We start from the raw sequence: 19,808 nt of genomic DNA on the forward strand, positions 1-19,808 counted from the left end.
TGAAAAATCCGGCCCGTGCGCCGGAGCAGACTCTGGAGACATCCATGAATATCGCTCCTATTGCGGCTCTTGCCGCCACCTGTGACGTCACTGCGCGCTCTACGGGAATAAGGTAGAAACGGCGTTCATGGGCGATCCCGCCGACAGGCTGGGGCGCTCCTGGATGGACCATTTCGGTCCCTGATCCTTGTTCTTTCTCAGTCTCATAACACGCGCGCTGCTGCTATTGGCGTTGCTCGGCTCGTCCACCGTGCCGGACGGGCTTATGCGCGCTCAAGGCCCCGAAGGCATGCGGTTGGTGCTTTGCACGCCCGACGGCACGCAGGAGGTCTGGCTGACCGATGCGGGCGAGATCATCCCTGCTGAGGATGATCAGCCTGCCCAGGACGATCACGGCGGGCCTCATTGCGTCCAAGTCAGCGTCGCCGGGACCGTGCCCTCTTCGAACGTCAGTCTTTTGATCCAAATGCCGCTTCGGCCTTTGGCGCTGCCAACAGGTTCGGCGCAACGTCCAGTTTCGCAAGATCTTTCAAATCAACATCGCAGCCGCGCGCCGCCTCTTCCCGTCTGATCCTTCAGCCGGGGCCCCGCGCCCCTTGTCCGTCAGTCAAAGACAAGGAAACCAACATGACTGCGATGATACACCCGTGGCCTGACCACAGGGCCTTCAGAATTGCCCCAAGACTCGCCCTGTTCCGGGGAATGAGGTCTGCCGAGATGCGCAGTATCCAGCGCAAATTCACAACCGAAAATTACCGTGATGGCGAAACACTGGCCTGCAAGGGCGTGGATGCGCCCTTCATGGGGATCGTCCGATCCGGCATGCTGCGCGAGGACAGGCCGACGCCGCAGGGGCGCACGCATCTGCTGGCCCTGACCTTTGCCAACGAAGCGCTGGCGCCGCAGGGCTGCGTCCGTGCCAAATGCACGCTGACCTCCGTCGGTGAGACCGAGGTCATGACCTGCGACCAACGCACATTCGAGGAACTGGCCAGCGCCATTCCCCGGCTGCAGCTGAACCTCTTGCATCTGATACAGGACCAGCTGGCACAGGCGCAGGACTGGCAGCTGCTGCTGGGGCGCAAGACTGCCAGCGAACGCGTGGCCTCGATGCTGGTCTCCTTCCATCAGCGCCACGGGCGACCGGACGAGATGCACCTGCCGATGAGCCGCGCTGATCTGGGACAGTTGACCGGCCTGACGCTGGAAACCGTCTCACGGCAGATGCGGGCGCTGGAAAAGGCGGGGCTGATTGCCATGCCGCTACCGACCCGTGTCCGCGTTCTGGATGCCGTAGCCCTTCACGAGCTGACCGGCGATGCGCCTGCACGCGTCGCCGCCTGACCTTTTCATGACACAGGGAGAAACCATGAAACTTGCACTGACAACCTGCCTCGCCACGCTGCTGACCACCGCCGCATGGGCCGAGATCACCATCACCGACCTGCGCGACCGCACCCTCACGCTCAACGCTCCGGCGGAACGCGTGCTGCTGGGGTTTTACTACGAGGATTACCTCGCTGTCGTCGGCGACGGCGCGGTGGACAAGCTGGTCGGCCTGTCGCGCGGGCCTTGGGCCGACTGGCGCCCGAAACAATGGGACGCCTACACGCAGGTCTTTCCGCAGCTGGCTGAGCTGCCCGATGTGGGCGACACAGAAAACAGCACCATGTCCATCGAAGCCGCTATCGCCGCAGACCCGGATCTGGTGGTCCTTGCGGGCTGGCAGTACGACGCGCTTGGTGAAAGCGCGGCGCAGTTCGATACGGCGGATATTCCCGTACTCGTACTCGATTTCAACGCCCAGACGCTTGAGGCGCACCTGGCCTCGACCCGCGCGCTGGGGATGGCGATGGGCACTGAGGAGCGCGCCCAGACGCTCGCGACGCTCTATGCCGAGATGACAGCAGACACTGCTGCGCGGGTAGAACAGTCAACTGAGGCACCAAAAGTTTATGTAGAACTGGCGCAGAAAGGGCCGGACGAGGTCGGAAACTCCTATGCAGGCGGCATGTGGGGCGGAGTTGTCGACCGGCTCAAGGGGCAGAACATCGCCAATGGCCAGATCGAGAACTGGGGGCCTCTTTCCCCGGAATACGTGCTGTCCCAAGCGCCCGAGGTGATCCTTCTCTCCGGCTCTGAATGGCTGAACCGTCCTGCCTCCGTGCCGTTGGGCTTTGGCGCGGACAAGGCGCTCGCGAATGAACGCATCGGTGCCTATCTCGGTCGCCCCGGCTGGTCAGACCTGCCCGCAGTCGAAAACGGCAAGGTCTACGGCATCTATCACGGCGGCTCGCGCACGCTGTCGGATTTTGCCTATTTTCGGTTCCTTGGAAAGGCGATGCACCCGGCGACCTTTGCCGATGTCGACCCGCAGGCCGAACTGGCGAAGTTCTACGGCGACTGGCTGCCGATCACGCCCGAGGGCACCTTCATGATGCAGGCAGAATGAGTATCGCGGTGAGGGAAGGGAGCGGTTTCGACCGCACCCGCATCACCCGGATGGGGGCGGTCTGTGCCGCCCTCACCATCCTGGCGGCCCTGATGGTGGTGGACCTTGTGACCGGTCCCGCCGGTCTGCCTTTGTCCGATGTCCTGAAGGGCCTGCGCGATGGCCCGGATGCAGAGAACCGCCGCCTCGCGACTATCCTGTGGCATCTTCGCATGCCGCAGACCCTGATGGCTGCGCTGGTGGGGGCTGCACTGGGGATCGCCGGACTGATGATGCAGACCATCCTCAACAACCCTCTGGCCAGCCCCTATACGCTTGGCTTTTCCGCCGCTGCCGGTTTCGGCGCAGCACTGGTGATCCTGTTCGGTACGGCACTGCCGGTGGCGATGTGGATCGGCGTACCGCTCGCGGCCTTTGCCGCCACGCTGGTCGCAGCTGGACTTGTCTACCTCGTCGCGCACCTGCGCGGCGCCTCGCCCGAGATGCTGGTGCTGGCGGGCATAGCGGTGCTTTTCCTGTTCCAGTCACTGCAATCGCTGCTGCAATTCATGGCAGCCCCCGAAGTGCTGCAACAGATCGTCTTCTGGCTGTTCGGCAGCCTGCTCAAGGCGACCTGGACGTCGGTGCAGGTTTTGTCCGCGATCCTTGCCGTGACCCTGCCATTGATTGCCCGTGAAGTCTGGAACCTGACCTCACTGCGCCTTGGCGAAGGCAATGCTGCAAGCCTTGGCCTGAACGTCGAAAGGTTGCGCCTGCGGGTGCTGGTGATAATCGCGCTTCTGACTGCCGGTGCCGTCAGCTTTACCGGCACCATCGGTTTTGTCGGCCTGATCGCCCCGCATGTCGGGCGCGCTCTGGTGGGCGAAGATCACCGTTTCGGCCTGCCGATGGCAGCGATCATGGGCGCTGTGGTGCTGGTCGCCGCCTCCGTACTGGGCAAGATCATCTCGCCCGGTGCGGTCATTCCGGTGGGCATCATCACCGCCATCGCAGGTATTCCGATGCTGCTTGCAATCATCCTGCTGAAAGGGCGCACATGAGTTTGGTTCTGGAGAATTTCACCGTTGATGCCGGGCGCCGCCGCTTGCTGCGGATTGAAAAGCTGGAGCTGCCCTCAACCGGGCTCGTTGCGGTAATTGGCCCAAACGGTGCAGGCAAATCCACGCTGCTGAAGGCTCTTGCCGGGGTTCAGCGCCACGGCGGCAGCAAGGCGCTGGACCAGAACTGGCCTGCGCCTGAACGCATCGGATTTATGCCACAGGATTTTACCGTGAAGGCAGCCATGAGCGTCGCGGAATGTGTGCTGCTTGGGCGGCGCGAAAGGCTCGGTTGGCGCATCACAGCGCGGGAGCGCGCCGAAGTTGCCCAGATGCTGGAGATGTTAAACCTGTCACACCTCGCCGATCATCGGATGGATCGTCTGTCAGGGGGCCAGCAACAGCGCGTTCTTCTGGCGCAACGCCTGATCCGCAATCCCCGCCTGCTGATCCTCGACGAACCCACCAGTGCGCTGGATCTGCACCACCAGCTCGAGGTGCTCGACCAATTGCAAAGGCTTGCACAGACCAGACTGGTGCTCGCTGCCTTGCACGACCTCACCTTGGCGGCGCGCTATGCAGATCAGACCGTCTTTCTGGAAACCGGCAGGCTGGCCGTGGCTGGACCAACCTCGCAGGTTCTGCGTTCGCCCTGCCTGGACCGGGCCTATCACATCGCCAGTGAGATTCTCCTCGATCGCGATGGCGGGTCGGTCTTCGTCGCGCACCAGGCTCGGTCGCCGAAATGTTGAAGTATTGTAGATCAGCGCTCCCAAGTGTGAGCCCAAGACGCCGAAGGTTTGATCTAGCAGGTTGTCAATCTCGACGCGGCAGATCACTCAGATACCGCATGTACCCGCCGCACTAGCCTTTACCCTGCCGCATCCTTTGGTCGCGCTTTGAAAATGCCTTAGGGGTCTCGCGAAAACAGCACTTTCTCCGCGTCCGAAAGCCCACCCCATACAGCACCCGCGAATTCACGCTTGCCTCATCAACGCACCACAGGCTCCCCAATATTTTCGTCAGTCGTGTTTCGCGCCAGATCCTTCAGGATGGGGCAATCCGGGCGGTGATCTCCCGCGCAGGCGTGCACCAATTGATCCAGCGTGTCACGCATCGACTGGAGCTGCGTGATCTTCTCGTCGATCTGGGCCAGATGCTCTTCGGCAATGCGCTTGACCTGTGCGCTTTCCCTGCCCTCGTCCTCGTATAGCGCCATCAGCGCCCGGCAGGTTTCAATGGTAAAGCCAAGCGCGCGGGCGCGGCCGAGGAAGGCCAGCTTGTGCAGGTCCTGTTCACGAAAGCTGCGATACCCGTTCTCGCTGCGCTGCGGGTGGATCAGGCCAATATCCTCGTAGTAGCGGATCGTTTTTGCGGGCAGTCCTGATCGCCGTGATACGTCACCGATATTCATTCCAGCCTCCTGTCATTCCGCCGGAACATGCGCGTTGCTTGCGCGGGCGCCGCTGGCCCCGGCTTTTTCATCCATGGCCGGTGCTACGCGGCGCAGGCGCAGCGCGTTGGTCAGGACAAAGACCGACGACAGTGCCATCGCACCTGCCGCCAGCATCGGAGACAACAGCACACCGAAGGCGGGATACAGTACGCCCGCCGCAACCGGTACCAGCGCAGTGTTGTAGCCGAAGGCCCAGAACAGGTTCTGGCGGATGTTGCGCATAGTGCGGCGAGAGACCTCGAAGGCGTTGACCACACCGCGCAGATCGCCCGACATTAGCACCACATCAGCGCTTTCGATGGCCACATCCGTGCCGGTACCGATGGCGATGCCGACATCGGCATGGGCCAGCGCAGGCGCGTCATTGATGCCATCCCCGACAAAGGCGATCTGGCGCCCCTGCCGCAATTCGTCCAGCGCCGCGACCTTGCCGTCGGGCAGAACCCCTGCGATCACGTGGTCGATGCCGGTTTCGCGGGCGATGGCCTCTGCTGTCTCGCGCTTGTCGCCGGTGATCATGGCAACTTTCAGCCCCTTTTCGCGCAGCGCAGCGATGGCCGCGCGGCTGGCCGGTTTCACCGGGTCGGCCACGCCGATCACTGCCGCAAGCCGCCCGTCAACTGCCGCGTAGAGCGCGGTACGCCCGCGTTTGGCAAGCTCGGCCTCCTGCGCCGCCAGCGCCGTCGTGTCGATGCCTTCACGTGTCATGAACCGGTCGGCGCCGACCAGCACCTGCGCCCCGTCCACCATGGCGCGCACGCCGTGGCCGGTGACCGAGGTGAAATCGCCCGCCTCAGCGCGTGGTGCGCCCTCGGCGCGGGCGGCGCGAACGATGGCTTCGGCGATCGGATGCTCCGAGCGCTCCTCCACTGCGGCGATTTTGGACAGCACCTCCGCCCGTTCAAAACCTGTCGCGAGAACAAGGTCGGTCAGTTCCGGACGGCCCTCGGTCACGGTGCCGGTCTTGTCCAGCGCCACGACCTCGACCGTGTCCAGCTGTTGCAGCGCGTCGCCCTTACGGAACAACACGCCCATCTCAGCGGCGCGGCCGGTGCCCACCATGATCGAGGTCGGCGTGGCCAGACCCATGGCACAGGGGCATGCGATGATCAGCACCGATACACCTGCGACCAACGCCAGCGTCAGCGCGGGCGACGGGCCAAAGATCAGCCAGACGAGGATGGTCAGGGTCGCGGCGGCCATCACCGCGGGCACGAACCACAGGGTGATCCGGTCAACCAGCCCCTGGATCGGCAGCTTGGCGCCCTGCGCCTCTTCGACCATGCGGATGATCTGGCTGAGGGTGGTATCACCGCCAACCCGCGTGGCGCGGAACTGCAGGCTGCCTGCGCCGTTCACGGTACCGCCGGTGACGGCATCACCAGCGGTCTTTTCCGCTGGAACCGGCTCGCCTGTCAGCATGCTTTCGTCGACGTGGCTGTTGCCCTCGATCACCTCGCCATCCACGGCAATGCGCTCGCCCGGGCGGACGACGATGATGTCGCCCTGCACCAGCTCATCGACAGAGACCTCGGTGCTCTCGCCGCCCCGCATCACGCGGGCGGTGCGCACCTGCAGCCCCAGCAGCTTCTGGATCGCGGCGCCGGTGCGCCCCTTGGCGCGCGCCTCAAGGAAGCGCCCCAGCAGGATCAGCACGACGATGACCGCTGCCGCCTCGAAATAGACCGCACGCACCGCGTCCGGCAAAAGCGCAGGCAGGAAGGTTGCAACAACGGAGTAAAGATAGGCCGCCCCGGTACCCACCGCGACAAGGCTGTTCATGTCCGGCGCGCCCTTCAGCAGCGCGGGGAAGCCTTTGAGATAGAAGATCCGACCCGGCCCGATCAGCACCAGCGTCGTCAGTGCGAATTGCAACAGCCAGCTGGTCTGCTGACCGATGGTGGCGTTGATCCAGTGGTGAAAGGCCGGAAACACATGGCCGCCCATCTCAACCACAAAGACCGGCAGCGCGAGGGCAGCGGCATAAGCCATGCGCCGGGCAAGGCTACGGGCTTCTTCCGCCTTGCGGGCGGTGCGATCCTCACCGCCCGCCGCCTTTGCCACGGTCGCGGGATAGCCGGCGTCCTTGCTGGCCGCGATCAGTTCGGCGGGAGTGACCGCGCCTTCGGCATAGCGCACGGTCGCGGTTTCAGATGCGAGATTTACATTGACGTCAAGCACGCCCGGCACAGCCTCCAGCGCCTTGTCGACGCGTCCGACGCAAGAGGCACAGGACATCGATTCCACGTTCAGCGTCACCGACGCCACCCGCGCCGGGTAACCAAGCTTGTCGAGCGCCGCAATGGCGTCTGCGATGCGATCCGGGTTGTCGGCGACCAGTCGTGCGGTTTCAGATGCAAGGTTGACCGAGACGTCATGGATGCCCTCAACCGCCGTTAGGCCGCGGTCCACGCGCCCAACGCAAGAGGCACAGGACATGCCTTCGACGGACAATGTAACAGGGGTTTGTTCGGGCATGACAGCCTCCTCGATTCTGTGTGGCTGTGCCTTACATGGTGGTTCTAGTCACTGGAAGGTCAAGGGCGCGTCAAAATTTTATCACAGGTCAGATCACGTCTTGACCTTCCCCTAACTGGAAGCCCCATCTCTCGCCCTGTAACCAAACCAGAGAGGGTTCGAAATGGAATTCAAGGTTCCGGACATGAGCTGCGGCCACTGCACTGCCGCCATCGAAAAATCCGTCAAGGCCGCCGATCCGGCCGCCACGATTGCCTGCGACCTCGGCGAACGCCTGGTGAAGATCGACAGCGCACTGTCGGCTGATCAGCTTGCCGCCGTGATCAAGGACGCGGGCTACGACTCGCAGCCCGCTGCCGCCTGATCCAGTCCCGCGTCGGCCCCCTCCGGCGCGGGATCCCCGTTATTCGGCGCGGTCCCGGGCTGTGCTCACCAGTTCGGAAAGCTGGTCCTTTTCAACAAACCCCGGCACCAGCGCATCCCCGACAACGAAGGACGGCGTTCCGTTGAAGCCAAGCGCCTGGGTCAGACGCATCGATGTGGCGATGTGTTCAGCCACTTCCGGCGCCTCCATGTCTTTCTTCAACTGCTCAAGATCCAGCCCGACCTCTTCGGCGACGCGCAGGACCGTGGCCTCCTGGGCGCGGCCCTTGATCGCCATCATCGCCCAGTGGAATTCTTCATATTTTCCCTGCGCCCGCGCCGCGAGCGCGGCCTTGGCGGCAAAGACCGAGCCGTCGCCAAGAATGGGCCATTCTCGGTAGACAAGTCGGATATTGGGATCTTCCTCGATCAACGCCCGGACCTCGGGTTTTACCCGGCGGCAATAGGGGCAGTTGTAGTCGAAGAACTCCACCACGGTTACATCCCCCTCCGGATTGCCGAGGACCGGCGCATTCGGATCGCGTTCAATCAAGTCGCGCTGGCTGCGCAGCACCTCTGCCTGGGTTTCTGCCTGTGCATCCGCCTGTTGTTTTTCCAGCAGAGCAACGGCCTCCATGACGATCTCGGGGTTCTCCCGTATCGTCTCCAGGACCAGCTCCCGGACGCGGGCCTCGTCGAGTTCCTGCGAGAGTGCGGGTATCGGCAGCAACGCGGCCATCGCCAGTGCAAGGATCGGTGCCTTAAGGGGCATGTCAGTTCTCTCCATTTTCCGCATTGGTTCGCGCTTTCTGAGCTTCCTTTACATGCTCCGGCCAGGTGGACCGGATATAGCCCAGCACGTTGCGGATCTGCTGATCCGTAAGGCTGTCGCCAAACCCCGACATGCCACTGTCGAACTCCATGCCCTGCTGGGCCATAAGGGCCTTGCCGCCTAGCTTGGTATAGTTGAACAGCAGGCTGTCCGAATGATGCCAGGTGTGCCCCGTTTCATCATGCGGGGGGGCCGGCAGACGCCCGTCGGGGCCGCGTGTGCGCCAGTCCGGCTGGCCTTCCAGCTGAGCCCCGTGACAGGCAGCGCAGGCTTCGGCGTAAAGGGCCTCGCCCTCGGCAATGTCCAGCCCCTCGGCGCCGGAGGCCACCGCCGGATCCTGTCCTTGCAGCATCCAAACGCCGCCAGCCACTGCCGCTGCCAGCACGGCGATGATGACTTGCACCCTCATGTGACCCGCGCCCGTGTCTTCATGTCCGAGGCCGCATGGGTGAGCATTTGGAAATGCATCAACCGGTCGACGGGATTGTCAGCGGCAAAGGTAGTGCGCGGTGCGACCACATCGTTCATTCGGCTGCTCCCCCATCAGCGTCGAGCAGATAGGTGGCGATGGCTTCACGGTCCTTTGGAGTCAGGAACCGGGTGCCTTCGCGGACCACCTCGGCCATGCTGCCGCCAAAGGCATCGCCCGATGGCGTCAGGCCCGTCTGCAACGCGTAGGACAGCGACGAGACTGTCCAGCCATTCTTGGCTAGATTACCGGCCCGGATCGAGGGTGCCTTGCTGCCGCCCGGAAGCGCGTCATTGCCGACAAAGGCTGCGTCAGGATCGCGGCCCCCCGCCAGATTGCGCGGCGTATGGCAGGCCCCGCAATGGGCCGCACCGCGAACCAGTTCCCTGCCCCGGTTCCAGGCCGCACTGCGCCCCGGCAGCGGTTCCGTCCCCGGGTCGTGGAAAAACGCGGCCCGCCAAAGCTTCAGTCCCCAGCGCTGATTGAAGGGAAAACCGATCGCATGATCCGGCGCGGCCTCAGGCACCGGTGCCACGGTCTGAAACGCTGCCCACAGATCGGCGATATCCTGATCGGAAAACTCTGCGTAGAAGGGGTAAGGAAAGGCCGGGAAATAGGGTTCCCCATCAGGTCCGATCCCCTGACGGATGGCTTTTGCAAAACTCTCGGCAGTCCAGCCGCCGATGCCATGTTCGGGATCGGTGGTCAGATTCGGCGGATAGAAGGTGCCGAAATCCGTCTTCAGCGGCGCCCCTCCCGCCAGCGGGGCGCCGCCCGCTTCGAAATTCGAATGACAGGCGATACAGCCGCTGGCACGTGCCAGGTAAGCACCCCGGTTAACGTCGCCCTCGGTCGTGATCGGCTTCGGAGCGCTGCCGACGGGCCATGCGATTACCGCGGTCAGGGCAACGGCAACACATGCCGCAGTCCCTCCAGACAAAAATGCGACCCGGCGCATGCTCAGTGGTCTTCCGCCCGGAACCGGGAATGACAGGCCGAGCAGACCCGTGTCGTCATCGCAAAGGCCGCATCCGCAGGCATCGCGGCGATATCTTCTGCGCGCATCATCCCGGCACTGCCACCCATCATGCCGGTGCCTGACCCCATCATGGATCCGTTGCCCATCATCGAACCCGATCCCATTCCGGAGCTATCCCCCATCATCGACCCTGCGCCCATGCCTCCGCCACCAGCGAGGCCATTCCCGGCAGCGCCCTCCAGGCCCTCGGCGTAGATTTCCAACTGCCGTGCCAGCGCCGCGAACCGATCCCAGTCTGACCAGACCGCATCCTTGGCCTCAGAAGGGGCACCGCCAGACCCTTTCGGGAAAAGATCGGTCAGGGCCTCGCCTGCGTGTTTCTGGAAAATCCGGGCTGTGTTGCGCATGGCAGCGGCATCATAGGTCCTCTCGCCGCGCATCATCGGGGTGACCGCCTTCACGGCATCCCCCATTGCCTCCATCGATTCCATCCGATCCCTGACGATACCCTTGGCATTGCCGTGCGCAAAGGCTGCGACTGCTGTGCCGGTGATGACGATTGCTGCCAGAATGGGTGTTGTCTTCATCGTATCAATACTCCGTTGATGCTGAATTTTGCTGCCCTTGGAGATCAAGAACCCAGGAGCATCACTCGATCCCGTTCGCACGTTGCAGTTCACGCACGTAGGCAATGACCATCTTAACATCACCTGGCGTGACCCCCTCGACCGGTGGCATATTGCCAAAGGGCCAATGATGGGCGCGCACCCCGTTCTGCGCAGCCAGGATAAAGGCCATGTCGGAATGGTGGCTGGGTTCATAGACCTTATGCACCAGCGGCGGCGCAACCCCGTTCTGCCCTGCTGCGTTTTCCCCGTGACAGTCGGCACATTTGGCTTCGAAGATGGATTTTCCAAGCTGGGCATTGCCTGAGAGTTCTGTCGGCAGCGCGACGGTCGCAATCGGTGCGCCGGGGGAAAGCGCGCCCGTGTCAGGCGACGCCATCGAATGCCCCACCGGTGCGGCCTCGGGTTGCAGGTATTGCCAGCCACCGACTCCGATGCCCCCAGCCAGAATGACGGCTACCACAACAGTCAACTTGTTCATTTCGTGTCTTTCTTTCGCTTTGCGTTGTGCAGATGAGTCCTAGCCTGAGGTCCGGCGTGCGCGCTACCGAGTGAATGAGACGTGCCTGTCCTCCGCCTGCTTTCAGGAAGTGAATATCGAAGACGCCCTGTGCGGCAAGCTGAGACGGCCGCGAGAAATGTATCGGTTTGTATCCTTGACCAGATCCGGCGGTGGGACGGCCTGACGAGCACAGCTTTTCGGGAGCATCATCACATCCATGCTGGCAAAAACCAATCTAGCGACCCTGACCGCAACCGGGTTCTATGACACGCGTGAGGATCAGCCTCAGCGGTCCTGCCTCCTAGATCTGCGCCCGGCCTGTGCTGTTTGAGCGTTTGACCTGATGGGTCAGGTTATTCCTCAAGCGTGGCCTTGCGACGGCGGAATTCATCCTCGTCGATTTCGCCCTTGGCGAGCCGTTCCCGCAGGATATCGAGCGCATCGGAGGACCGGGCGCCACCCGGGCGGCTGTCCCTCAGCCAATGCACGGCCAGCACGATCAGGGCGATGACAACGCCCCAGAAGACCAGCATCATCAGCCCGCCGAATACGCCATAGCCGCCGCCCCACATCATATGCCCGTCCCAGTGGCCTTCGGGATCTGCCATTGCTGTTGAGGCGAAAAGGCCCGCCGCAGCAGTCATACTCCAGAGTTTCAGGGTCATCTTTCTCTCCTTTCATCGGGTGTTTCTCCGGCAAGCGGGATCGTCACGATGGCGCGTAGCCCGCCTGTTTCACGGTTCCTGAGGGTGATGTCGCCGCCATGCGCCTGGATGATCGTCCGCGCAATCGACAGGCCCAGCCCATGCCCCCCGGTTTCCAGCGATCGCGACGCCTCAAGCCGGTAGAACGGATCAAAGACTTTCTCGGCCTCGTCCTCCGGAATGCCGGGGCCGTTGTCGTCAACCGTCAGGACAACAGTATCGCCCACGCGCTGCCAGCCCACCGAGGCGCCGCCGCCATAGCGATTGGCGTTTTCGATAAGATTGCGCAGCGCCCGCCGGATGGCATTGGGCCGCAAGCGCGCCTTTGTGTCAGGCCCGGCGCCAAGATCGAAACCGCCTGGTATGTCGGCGCGCAAGACCGAAAGAAAATCATGCAGTTTTATGGTTTCAGGGCGTTCGGATCCGGTCAGCCCTCGGGCAAAGGTCAGCGTTGCATCGACCATGCCCTGCATCTCCTGCAGCGAGGCCACAAGGCTGTCGCGGGTTTCTTCATCATCGACCATCTCCGCGCGGACCCGCAGGGCGGTCAGCGGTGAGCGTAGGTCGTGCCCGAGGGCCGCGAGCATCCGCGTGCGGTCCCCTACAAAGCGAGTCAGGCGGTCCTGCATCCGGTTGAAAGCACGGGTAAGATCGCGCACCTCGCTTGGGCCTGCGACGAGCAGTTCGGCCACATCTTCGCCGCGTCCAAGACTGTCGGCCGCACGGGCCAGCCGCCTGAGGGGGCCAGTCAGGCGCGCCATCACGAACCAGATCACCACGACCAGCAATACCGCCGCCGACAGGGCGAAGGTCAGCATCGAATAGAGCGGCCACTGGATCGGAGGCCGTTCAAAACGGGTGCCCACGTTCAGCCATTGACCGCCACGGATCGCGATAGAGAGGTTCATCTCGACCGCCGTCAGCTCACCCCGCATCATCGCCATATGCATGTCGGTCATTTCCGGCGACAGGTTGGGCAGCGGCATCAGCTGCCCTTCGATCTGGTGCAGCTCGACACGGATATCCCGGCTGAAACTGTCGTCCAACAGCGTGCGGATACGGGCTTCGACCAGGCCGCCGTCAGAGTGGTCCATGTGCTGGACCGACGCTATATCCGCCAATTCGAAACGCACCAGCGGCGAGTTCGCGGCCCGCAGGATCGAAGCATGCAGATCGCGAGGCGCTTCCTCGATCAGCCGCGCCACATTTGCCGCGCGCCCGGCGGCTTCAAAGCCAAGCGCGGCGCGGATCGCGAGGCTGCGTTCATCCGCGAACAGGAACAGGCTGAGCAGTAGCGCTGCGACCAGTGCCGCAACGACCAGCAGGGTCAGCTGCACCCGCAGCGACATCCGGCGGCGTAATATCACGCCTCCTCCTCCACATCCGTGGCCAGGCAGTACCCGCCGTTGCGCACCGTCTTGATGATCCGGGGGCGCAGGACATCGGGCTCGATCTTGCGCCGCAGGCGGCTGATCTGGTTGTCGATGGTGCGGTCCAGAGGGCCGGCAGTTCGCCCGGCGGTAAGATCGAGCAGCTGATCGCGGCTCAGCACCATGCGCGCCCGTTCCAGCAGGACAACCAGCAACCGGAATTCCGAACTGGTCAGCGGGATTTCATCTGCGTTGTCATCAATGAGGATCTGCCGGTCGGTGTCGAGCACCAGATGTTCGAACCGCACCCTGTGCCCCGCCAGCCGCCCGGCCAGAGGGTCCTGCCGCCTGCTCCGCCGAAGGACCGACTTGATCCGGGCCAACAGCTCGCGCGGATTGAATGGCTTTGCAAGGTAATCATCTGCGCCGATCTCAAGACCGGAGATACGGTCGCTCTCTTCGCCAAGCGCGGTCAGCATGATGACTGGTACGGTGCCGTCATCGGCCAGCCTCCGACAGGCCGACAGGCCGTCTTCGCCGGGCATCATCACGTCCAGCACGACAAGATCGAAATGCCCCGCCGCAAGCTGCACGTCCATATCGGCGGCGTCCTTGGCCGCTGTCGCCCGCATCCCGTTCTTTTCAAGGTAGCGCTTAACGCTTTCACGGATCTGCGCGTGATCGTCGACGACAAGGATATGCGGCTGGGGTCCCATGCTGTTGTCCTACCGGAAAGACCGTTTGAATTTCACCATCGCAATTGTAGCGGATTGTATCAGACAGTCGGCTTGCGACAGACCGTTACAATTCTGATGATGCGACGGCCTTCCATTCTGCGCAATCATCCCAAGGTGATGGGTATCGACCCGAACCACAGGAGGATTTCATGCCGACATTTGCAAAAACCGCAAGCATTCTCGCCGTTTCCCTGCTCACCGCCGGAGGCGCTCTGGCCGACAGCCGCCATCACGGAGGCAATACCGGCGGGGCACATATGGGGGATGAAAAGCCGCAGATGCAGGGCGATCACCACGAGATGATGATGAAACACATGATGCGCAAAATGATGCAGATCCACGGCGGCGGCGCCGAACGGCACGGCATGTCCCGGATGGACCGCGACATGATGCGGACCATGATGGGGGCGGACATGATGGATGGCATGCCTGGCAAAAAGATGCAGGCGGGCCTGAAAGACTATGACGCCGACGGTGATGGTACCCTGTCCCTTGACGAATTTTCGGTCTGGCACGCCGCGATGCTGCGCGAGACGATGGTAGACCGTTTCCAGCATCTGGATGCGGACGGGGATGGCGCCATCACCTCTGATGAAATGAGTGCTATCGCCAATCGGATGAAACGGATGCATGGGAACGGGATGAACGACGGCGGCATGCACGGGACAGGCATGGGTGGGCATCAGATGATGCAGGGCATGTCGGAACAAGAGTAATCCTGCATCGGCGCCTTTACCTTGGGTCCGGTCACATCGGCCGGGCCACTCCCCTATCGCTCGGGAACCGTTCGACGCACCCTCGGCACGACCGCCGTCTGAGTGAAAAGCCCGACGAAAAGATGCTCTGTCCCCTGAAAACTGGACCGTATGAAGCTGGAGTTTTCCGCTAAGTTTCCCCAGCTGGGAGAGGCGCGGAATCGCATGAAAGCATCTAAGTTCACGGAGGCGCAGAAGGCCTTCATCCTGAAGCAGGGCGAACAAGGCACGCCGGTTGCGGAGATCTGCCGCAAGGCGGGGATCAGCCAGGCGACATATTTCAACTGGAAGAAAAAATACGGGGGCCTTCTGCCGGATGAGATGCGTCGGCTGAAAGCGCTGGAGGATGAGAACACCCGGCTGAAGAGTTCGAAGGGACCGTGGCCCCAGTGGGGCCGCGTAAGCCCGTAGAACCGTGGCCGATCTGACGCTCGATCGGGAAATGCTTCAGGATGTCATTCGGCGAAAGCTCTGAAGCCTGGCCGTTTGCGCGAAATCGTCACTGGGATGTGCGTCGATTGGGGCGTGTCGATCCGGAGGGCCTGTGGGGCCATCTGCTTCGACACATCCAGCTCCCACTACGAGTCCCGGCGGACGGATCAGGCTGCCGTTGAACGGCGGATCAAAGAGATTGCAGAGACGCGTGTGCGCTATGGCTACAGGCGCGTTCACGTGCTTCTGAGACGGGAGGGCTGGGTAATCAACATGAAGAAGACACACAGGATTTACAACGCGTTGGGCCTGCGGCTCAGGAACAAGCACCCGAAGCGCCGGGTGAAGGCAAAGCTCAGAGAAGACCGTCAGGAAGCCGTCGGGCCGAACGATGTCTGGGCGATGCCTTGCCCGAAAGGCGATTGCGCAAGCGCAATCTGCCGGAAGGGACTTCGTTCACGACCAGCTCGCCCTGGACAGGAGGTTGCGTATCCTGACCATCGTCGACACGCATTCCCGGCTCTGCCCTGCGGCCGATCCGCGCTTCACCTATCGGGGCGAAGATGTTGTGCAGACGCTCGAACGGGTCTGCGGGCAGATCGGCTACCCCAAGACGATCAGAGTCGATAACGGCAGCGAGTTCATCTCGCGGGACCTCGATCTCTGGGCCTACGCCAACGACGTTACCCTCGACTTCTCACGGCCTGGAAAGCCCACGGACAATGGCTTCATTCAGGCGTTCAACAGCAAGCTCCGGGCGGAATGCCTGAACGCACACTGGTTCATGAGCCTTGCAGATGACCGCGAAAAGCTGGAGGATTGGCGTCGGCACTACAATGAGGATAGACCCCACAGCGCAATCGGATACAACGTCTCGATTGCCATGCATTATCCCGATGGCGTCACCAGCCCGTCATCGTGACAGAGCCGGAAAATCCAGCTTCTGGCGGTCCAAGGTTGGGGCTCAGAGCATAAGCGCATCATTCTGCGCTTGCAGTGTTAGTAATTTTGGGCTCAGAGCCGCCTTGCGGCGCTGCGGCAGCAGGGGCGCAGCGAAGGCGCGCCTCGTTCCCGTCCCCAGATGACGCCAGACAGCCCATTTTGTTGAAAAACTCTGCTTGCGTGAAGCCCTGAGCGCTGATTCAATTTCCACGTGGCAGGTGGACGTGAGCGGCGATGATGGGTTCCCGACAGCAAGCGCAGAGCGCTCTGTTCTACGAGTTCTCGATCGAGACACATGTCCCGGTCGGCCACATGCTCCGGGCGGTGGACCGGTTTGTCGATCTGGCCGGGATCCGGCAGCATCTGGCGCCGTTCGACAGCTCCACCGGGCGACCGTCGGTTGATCCCGAACTGATGATCCGGATGCTGCTTTTTTGGCTACATCATGGGTATCCGTTCGGAACGTCGGCTGTGCGAAGAGGTCCATCTCAACCTCGCCTACCGCTGGTTCTGCCGCCTCGATTTGACCGCCCCGGTGCCGGACCACTCGACCTTCTCCAAGAACCGACATGGGCCGTTTCAGAGACAGCAATCTGCTGTGCCATCTGTTCGAAACGGTGGTTGCCCGCTGCATCGCGGAGGGACTGGCAAGCGGCCAGCGCTTTGCGGCAGACGCCAGCATCATTCAAGCTGACGCGAACCGGCAGAACTCGACGCCCAAGGCGGATTGGCAGCCGGACAAGATCGATCCCAAGGAGGTGCCGCGGGCGGTCAGGGAATACCTGGCCACGCTCGATGATGCGGCGTTCGGTGTGGCCAGCCCGGTCGAGCCGAAGTACACCTCGCACTCCGATCCCGCGTCGCAATGGACCGGGGCAAGGGGTGGGCCAGCCTATTTTGCATATTCCAACAACTACTTGATCGATACCGACAACGGCGTGATCCTTGACATCGAGGCCACCCGTTCGATCCGCCAGGCCGAAGTCGGATCGGTGCGCACCATGATCGATCGTGTGAGCGATACCTTCGCCCTACAACCAGAACGCCTGATCGCCGACACTGCCTACGGCACGGGCGAGATGCTGGACTGGCTGGATCGCCAGCGCGGGATCGCACCTCATATCTCGGTATTTGACAAGTCGGCGCGCCGGGATGGAACATTCGAACGCACCGACTTCACCTATGATGCCGAGCAGGACACCTACACCTGTCCGGGCGGCAAGGAGTTGAAACAGAACCGTCGGGCCTTCACGATGGCCAGAGAGCAGAAGCCGGACGAGCATGGGATGCTGCGCTACCGAGCCAGCAAGGCCGACTGCGATGTCTGCGAACTGAAAGCACGCTGCTGCCCGAAGGCGCCTGCACGCAAGGTGCTCCGGTCGATCTACGAGCCATCCCGCGATCGGGCCCGTGCGATCGCTCAGACCACGGAATACGCGATCTTCTGCAAACTGAGGAAGAAGGTTGAGATGCTGTTCGCCCATCTGAAGCGGATCCTGGGACTGAACCGTCTTCGATTGCGGGGCCCTCTCGGCGCGCGCGACGAATTCCACCTCGCAGCCACCGCCCAGAACCTCCGGAAGCTCGCAAAGCTCCTGCCGCCACCACAAATCGCCTGCTGAAGAGAGGCGGGCCAACGCGCGCTCAATCTCGGGGGACACCCACAGCGGCTACCGGGCCGCGTTTTTCAACGGAATAAGCCCAATCACGACATTCATGCAGGATGCAGCGAAGGCGCTGCTACCTGCGCGAAAGATTTCCCGCAAGCGGACCTTCAAGCCTGCTCAATGGACCCAGGTGATGCTGCGTCCGGCTCAAAAGTCAGCGAAGCGCAGAAAGCGACATTTGCAAACTCGGCGGATCTGGCGACATGGCGAGCAATCCATGCCGCAGGCGCACAAGGAAGAGCTGACCTTCGCCGCAGGCGCAGCCGCCGACCACCTTCGAACGGCGGGAACGCGGACAAAGCGGTGATTTGAACTCAAGGCCCCTACTCCAGTTCCTTGGCTAGATACTGGATTTCCTCGCTTGAGCAAACAGAACCGCTGGCGAGGCGAACGACTGCTTCCGAAACAAGTTTGGGATCAACGTTTAGGGCTCTTTCGGAATTGGCTATTACGGAGAAGTCCTTTGGTTCACAGGAAAAAATACTCCTTCGCCCAAAGTCATCAATAAATTCTATGAAGCCCGCAAGGTTCAGAACTGTCGCAGATTTTTCAAGGTCGCCACTGCACATATTGTCAAAGACCTTCATCGGCCCGCTTCCGCGTGGGTTTTCTATGCAGAAGTGCATGTCAAAGATGCAGCGAGCGATCGCAAGAATTCTGCCTGCGTGTGTGTTTTCCGGGGCTGGCAACCAAGGCGGATATTCCATGTTTCAAACTATGACGACGCAATTTCTGGGAGGCAAGCACCGCTCCGGGCTCGACACCGGACCTGCGCCGCTGCGGCAAGGGGCGCGTAGCGATATCGCACCTGGTCCCCGCCATCAAATGCCAGCCAGCCCTTATGTATGTGCAAGGTCACAAAGCCCTTGAGGGATTTCACATAAGCTTGGTCTCCAATTTAGCACTTCCTTAGCAAACCTCACGGTAATGTTCCCTCGCGCCTTGGGAAACGGGGGGGCGCGGAAGCCGGATGGCTTAACGCATAGTCAGAAAGACGTCAGAGACGCCCTTCGGGGCATCAAACACGCGAGACGAAACGTCTCATATTGCTAAAGGAATAAAAGCTATGACCAGCATTCTGACGAACAACGGCGCAATGGTCGCTCTGCAGACTCTGAACTCCATCAACATGAACCTGGAGAGCACCCAGAACGCGATTTCCACCGGTAAGGACGTCGCAACTGCCAAGGACAACTCGGCCATCTGGGCGATCTCGAAAGTCATGGAATCGGACGTTGCAGGTTTCAACGCCGTGGGCGACTCGCTGGCTCTGGGTGAATCCACGGTGGCGGTGGCAACGGCCGGGGCCGAACAGATCACCGACCTTCTGAAGGAAATGAAGGAAAAAGTGGTCAATGCAACTGGGGAGAACGTGGACAACGGGAAACTCGAAGCTGAAGTCACCGAGCTGAAAAACCAGATCACCTCGATCATCACAGGGTCGCAGTTTAACGGTGCGAACCTGCTGAACACCGCTGGTGGCGACCTGACCGTTCTGTCCTCGCTGGACCGCGATTCCACGGGTACAGTCACCGCGTCGAACATCACCGTAAGCTCGGTCGATTTTGAAGCCAGCCTGGACCTGACAACCGTAGTGGTCGACACGGCCGCAAACGCTGAAGCTTCCATCGACGACATTGAGGCTCTGATTCAGACTGCGGTTGACGGCGCCGCCGCCCTGGGGGCTTCGGCAGCCCGCATCGAGAAGCAGTCCGAATTCGTCTCAAAGGTGTCCGACGCGATGAAGAGCGGCATCGGTGCGCTGGTAGATACTGATATGGAAGAAGCATCCGCCCGATTGAAGGCGTTGCAAACCCAGCAACAGCTGGGTGTACAGGCTCTGTCGATTGCCAACTCGGCGCCACAGACACTGCAGCAGCTGTTCCGTTAAGCGATCTGATCCGGGGCGCGCCAAGCGCGTCCCGGTATTTACCCCAGCCCCTCACCGATGACTTGGGCTGTTCATAGCAGCCCTTACCAGAGTTTAGGCGCTGGAATAGTTTCTGC

At 61.9% G+C, this 19,808-nt stretch carries 21 protein-coding genes and 2 pseudogenes; 11 read left to right on the plus strand and 12 right to left on the minus strand.

What is annotated here, in order from left to right:
- Nucleotides 1-187 precede the first annotated feature (187 nt).
- The 5 genes from JL2886_RS19375 (at nt 188) to JL2886_RS05245 (ending at nt 4,241) form a co-directional block, all read left to right on the plus strand.
- Nucleotides 188-571 (plus strand): DUF2946 family protein, encoded by a 384-nt coding sequence (locus JL2886_RS19375; RefSeq protein ID WP_133245403.1) that lies wholly within the window; start codon nt 188-190, stop codon nt 569-571.
- Nucleotides 572-717: 146 nt separating this feature from the next.
- Nucleotides 718-1,344 (plus strand): Crp/Fnr family transcriptional regulator, encoded by a 627-nt coding sequence (locus JL2886_RS05230; RefSeq protein WP_065273543.1) that lies wholly within the window; start codon nt 718-720, stop codon nt 1,342-1,344.
- A 25-nt stretch (nt 1,345-1,369) separates the two neighbouring features.
- Entirely contained in the window at nt 1,370-2,452 is a 1,083-nt protein-coding gene (locus tag JL2886_RS05235) for an ABC transporter substrate-binding protein (RefSeq protein WP_065273544.1), read from the plus strand.
- Nucleotides 2,449-3,492 (plus strand): FecCD family ABC transporter permease, encoded by a 1,044-nt coding sequence (locus JL2886_RS05240; RefSeq protein WP_065271049.1) that lies wholly within the window; start codon nt 2,449-2,451, stop codon nt 3,490-3,492. The genes JL2886_RS05235 and JL2886_RS05240 overlap by 4 nt, the downstream gene beginning before the upstream one ends.
- A complete protein-coding gene (locus JL2886_RS05245; RefSeq protein ID WP_065271050.1) occupies nt 3,489-4,241 on the plus strand; it encodes an ABC transporter ATP-binding protein in 753 nt (250 codons plus the stop codon). Before JL2886_RS05240 ends, JL2886_RS05245 begins: the two co-directional genes overlap by 4 nt.
- 239 nt (nt 4,242-4,480) lie before the next feature.
- Here the strand turns inward: JL2886_RS05245 and cueR are convergent, their stop codons facing one another.
- Entirely contained in the window at nt 4,481-4,903 is a 423-nt protein-coding gene (gene cueR, locus JL2886_RS05250) for a Cu(I)-responsive transcriptional regulator (RefSeq protein WP_065271051.1), read from the minus strand.
- A gap of 12 nt (nt 4,904-4,915) precedes the next feature.
- Nucleotides 4,916-7,423 carry a heavy metal translocating P-type ATPase gene (locus tag JL2886_RS05255; protein WP_065271052.1) on the minus strand — a complete coding sequence of 836 codons (2,508 nt, stop codon included), beginning with the start codon at nt 7,421-7,423 and terminating at the stop codon, nt 4,916-4,918.
- A gap of 163 nt (nt 7,424-7,586) precedes the next feature.
- On the opposite strand from JL2886_RS05255, the gene JL2886_RS05260 reads away from it, so the two are divergent.
- The gene (locus JL2886_RS05260) at nt 7,587-7,787 is read left to right on the plus strand and encodes a heavy-metal-associated domain-containing protein (protein ID WP_065271053.1); all 201 of its coding nucleotides are present in this window, start codon (nt 7,587-7,589) and stop codon (nt 7,785-7,787) included.
- Nucleotides 7,788-7,826: 39 nt separating this feature from the next.
- Here JL2886_RS05260 and JL2886_RS05265 read toward each other — a convergent pair whose 3' ends face one another.
- The 9 genes from JL2886_RS05265 to JL2886_RS05300 form a co-directional block, all read right to left on the minus strand.
- Entirely contained in the window at nt 7,827-8,558 is a 732-nt protein-coding gene (locus JL2886_RS05265; protein WP_065271054.1) for a DsbA family protein, read from the minus strand.
- Nucleotide 8,559: 1 nt separating this feature from the next.
- A complete protein-coding gene (locus JL2886_RS05270) occupies nt 8,560-9,027 on the minus strand; it encodes a c-type cytochrome (protein WP_065271055.1) in 468 nt (155 codons plus the stop codon).
- Nucleotides 9,024-9,146: a hypothetical protein gene (locus JL2886_RS19765; RefSeq protein ID WP_257784215.1), complete on the minus strand. Its 123-nt coding sequence runs from the start codon at nt 9,144-9,146 to the stop codon at nt 9,024-9,026. Before JL2886_RS19765 ends, JL2886_RS05270 begins: the two co-directional genes overlap by 4 nt.
- Nucleotides 9,143-10,045 (minus strand): c-type cytochrome, encoded by a 903-nt coding sequence (locus JL2886_RS05275; protein WP_065271056.1) that lies wholly within the window; start codon nt 10,043-10,045, stop codon nt 9,143-9,145. The genes JL2886_RS19765 and JL2886_RS05275 overlap by 4 nt, the downstream gene beginning before the upstream one ends.
- 2 nt (nt 10,046-10,047) lie before the next feature.
- Complete coding sequence (locus JL2886_RS05280) at nt 10,048-10,653, minus strand: c-type cytochrome (RefSeq protein WP_065271057.1); 606 nt, start codon at nt 10,651-10,653, stop codon at nt 10,048-10,050.
- A 61-nt stretch (nt 10,654-10,714) separates the two neighbouring features.
- Nucleotides 10,715-11,173 carry a c-type cytochrome gene (locus JL2886_RS05285; protein ID WP_065271058.1) on the minus strand — a complete coding sequence of 153 codons (459 nt, stop codon included), beginning with the start codon at nt 11,171-11,173 and terminating at the stop codon, nt 10,715-10,717.
- Between the two features lie 374 nt (nt 11,174-11,547).
- Nucleotides 11,548-11,859: an SHOCT domain-containing protein gene (locus JL2886_RS19380; protein WP_237028427.1), complete on the minus strand. Its 312-nt coding sequence runs from the start codon at nt 11,857-11,859 to the stop codon at nt 11,548-11,550.
- A complete protein-coding gene (locus JL2886_RS19385; protein WP_335645299.1) occupies nt 11,856-13,265 on the minus strand; it encodes an ATP-binding protein in 1,410 nt (469 codons plus the stop codon). Before JL2886_RS19385 ends, JL2886_RS19380 begins: the two co-directional genes overlap by 4 nt.
- Nucleotides 13,262-13,984 (minus strand): response regulator, encoded by a 723-nt coding sequence (locus tag JL2886_RS05300; protein ID WP_065271060.1) that lies wholly within the window; start codon nt 13,982-13,984, stop codon nt 13,262-13,264. Before JL2886_RS05300 ends, JL2886_RS19385 begins: the two co-directional genes overlap by 4 nt.
- A gap of 170 nt (nt 13,985-14,154) precedes the next feature.
- On the opposite strand from JL2886_RS05300, the gene JL2886_RS19680 reads away from it, so the two are divergent.
- From JL2886_RS19680 to JL2886_RS05325, 4 genes and pseudogenes are all read left to right on the plus strand, one after another.
- Nucleotides 14,155-14,721 (plus strand): hypothetical protein, encoded by a 567-nt coding sequence (locus JL2886_RS19680; protein ID WP_065271061.1) that lies wholly within the window; start codon nt 14,155-14,157, stop codon nt 14,719-14,721.
- A 204-nt stretch (nt 14,722-14,925) separates the two neighbouring features.
- Nucleotides 14,926-16,114, plus strand: a pseudogene (locus JL2886_RS19390) (IS3 family transposase).
- Nucleotides 16,115-16,368: 254 nt separating this feature from the next.
- Nucleotides 16,369-17,756: pseudogene (locus JL2886_RS05320) on the plus strand (transposase).
- A 94-nt stretch (nt 17,757-17,850) separates the two neighbouring features.
- Nucleotides 17,851-18,108 (plus strand): hypothetical protein, encoded by a 258-nt coding sequence (locus tag JL2886_RS05325; RefSeq protein ID WP_065271062.1) that lies wholly within the window; start codon nt 17,851-17,853, stop codon nt 18,106-18,108.
- Nucleotides 18,109-18,124: 16 nt separating this feature from the next.
- Here JL2886_RS05325 and JL2886_RS05330 read toward each other — a convergent pair whose 3' ends face one another.
- Nucleotides 18,125-18,388, minus strand: a complete 264-nt coding sequence (locus JL2886_RS05330) for a hypothetical protein (protein ID WP_133245404.1) — start codon at nt 18,386-18,388, stop codon at nt 18,125-18,127.
- A 479-nt stretch (nt 18,389-18,867) separates the two neighbouring features.
- Here JL2886_RS05330 and JL2886_RS05335 point away from each other — a divergent pair, with 479 nt between their 5' ends.
- Entirely contained in the window at nt 18,868-19,692 is an 825-nt protein-coding gene (locus JL2886_RS05335) for a flagellin (RefSeq protein ID WP_065271064.1), read from the plus strand.
- Nucleotides 19,693-19,808: the final 116 nt, after the last annotated feature.

The sequence above is a fragment of the Phaeobacter gallaeciensis genome, from assembly GCF_001678945.1.
GTDB lineage: Bacteria > Pseudomonadota > Alphaproteobacteria > Rhodobacterales > Rhodobacteraceae > Phycobacter > Phycobacter gallaeciensis_A.

Excerpts from the sequence above, each read along its gene's own strand:
- JL2886_RS05230 (WP_065273543.1), top strand. The coding sequence starts at position 718 with ATGCGCAGTATCCAGCGCAAATTCACAACCGAAAATTACCGTGATGGC.
- JL2886_RS05235 (WP_065273544.1), top strand. The coding sequence starts at position 1,370 with ATGAAACTTGCACTGACAACCTGCCTCGCCACGCTGCTGACCACCGCC.
- JL2886_RS05240 (WP_065271049.1), top strand. The coding sequence starts at position 2,449 with ATGAGTATCGCGGTGAGGGAAGGGAGCGGTTTCGACCGCACCCGCATC.
- JL2886_RS05245 (WP_065271050.1), top strand. The coding sequence starts at position 3,489 with ATGAGTTTGGTTCTGGAGAATTTCACCGTTGATGCCGGGCGCCGCCGC.
- cueR (WP_065271051.1), bottom strand. The coding sequence starts at position 4,903 with ATGAATATCGGTGACGTATCACGGCGATCAGGACTGCCCGCAAAAACG.
- JL2886_RS05255 (WP_065271052.1), bottom strand. The coding sequence starts at position 7,423 with ATGCCCGAACAAACCCCTGTTACATTGTCCGTCGAAGGCATGTCCTGT.
- JL2886_RS05260 (WP_065271053.1), top strand. The coding sequence starts at position 7,587 with ATGGAATTCAAGGTTCCGGACATGAGCTGCGGCCACTGCACTGCCGCC.
- JL2886_RS05265 (WP_065271054.1), bottom strand. The coding sequence starts at position 8,558 with ATGCCCCTTAAGGCACCGATCCTTGCACTGGCGATGGCCGCGTTGCTG.
- JL2886_RS05270 (WP_065271055.1), bottom strand. The coding sequence starts at position 9,027 with ATGAGGGTGCAAGTCATCATCGCCGTGCTGGCAGCGGCAGTGGCTGGC.
- JL2886_RS19765 (WP_257784215.1), bottom strand. The coding sequence starts at position 9,146 with ATGAACGATGTGGTCGCACCGCGCACTACCTTTGCCGCTGACAATCCC.
- JL2886_RS05275 (WP_065271056.1), bottom strand. The coding sequence starts at position 10,045 with ATGCGCCGGGTCGCATTTTTGTCTGGAGGGACTGCGGCATGTGTTGCC.
- JL2886_RS05280 (WP_065271057.1), bottom strand. The coding sequence starts at position 10,653 with ATGAAGACAACACCCATTCTGGCAGCAATCGTCATCACCGGCACAGCA.
- JL2886_RS05285 (WP_065271058.1), bottom strand. The coding sequence starts at position 11,173 with ATGAACAAGTTGACTGTTGTGGTAGCCGTCATTCTGGCTGGGGGCATC.
- JL2886_RS19380 (WP_237028427.1), bottom strand. The coding sequence starts at position 11,859 with ATGACCCTGAAACTCTGGAGTATGACTGCTGCGGCGGGCCTTTTCGCC.
- JL2886_RS05300 (WP_065271060.1), bottom strand. The coding sequence starts at position 13,984 with ATGGGACCCCAGCCGCATATCCTTGTCGTCGACGATCACGCGCAGATC.
- JL2886_RS19680 (WP_065271061.1), top strand. The coding sequence starts at position 14,155 with ATGCCGACATTTGCAAAAACCGCAAGCATTCTCGCCGTTTCCCTGCTC.
- JL2886_RS05325 (WP_065271062.1), top strand. The coding sequence starts at position 17,851 with ATGCAGGATGCAGCGAAGGCGCTGCTACCTGCGCGAAAGATTTCCCGC.
- JL2886_RS05330 (WP_133245404.1), bottom strand. The coding sequence starts at position 18,388 with ATGAAGGTCTTTGACAATATGTGCAGTGGCGACCTTGAAAAATCTGCG.
- JL2886_RS05335 (WP_065271064.1), top strand. The coding sequence starts at position 18,868 with ATGACCAGCATTCTGACGAACAACGGCGCAATGGTCGCTCTGCAGACT.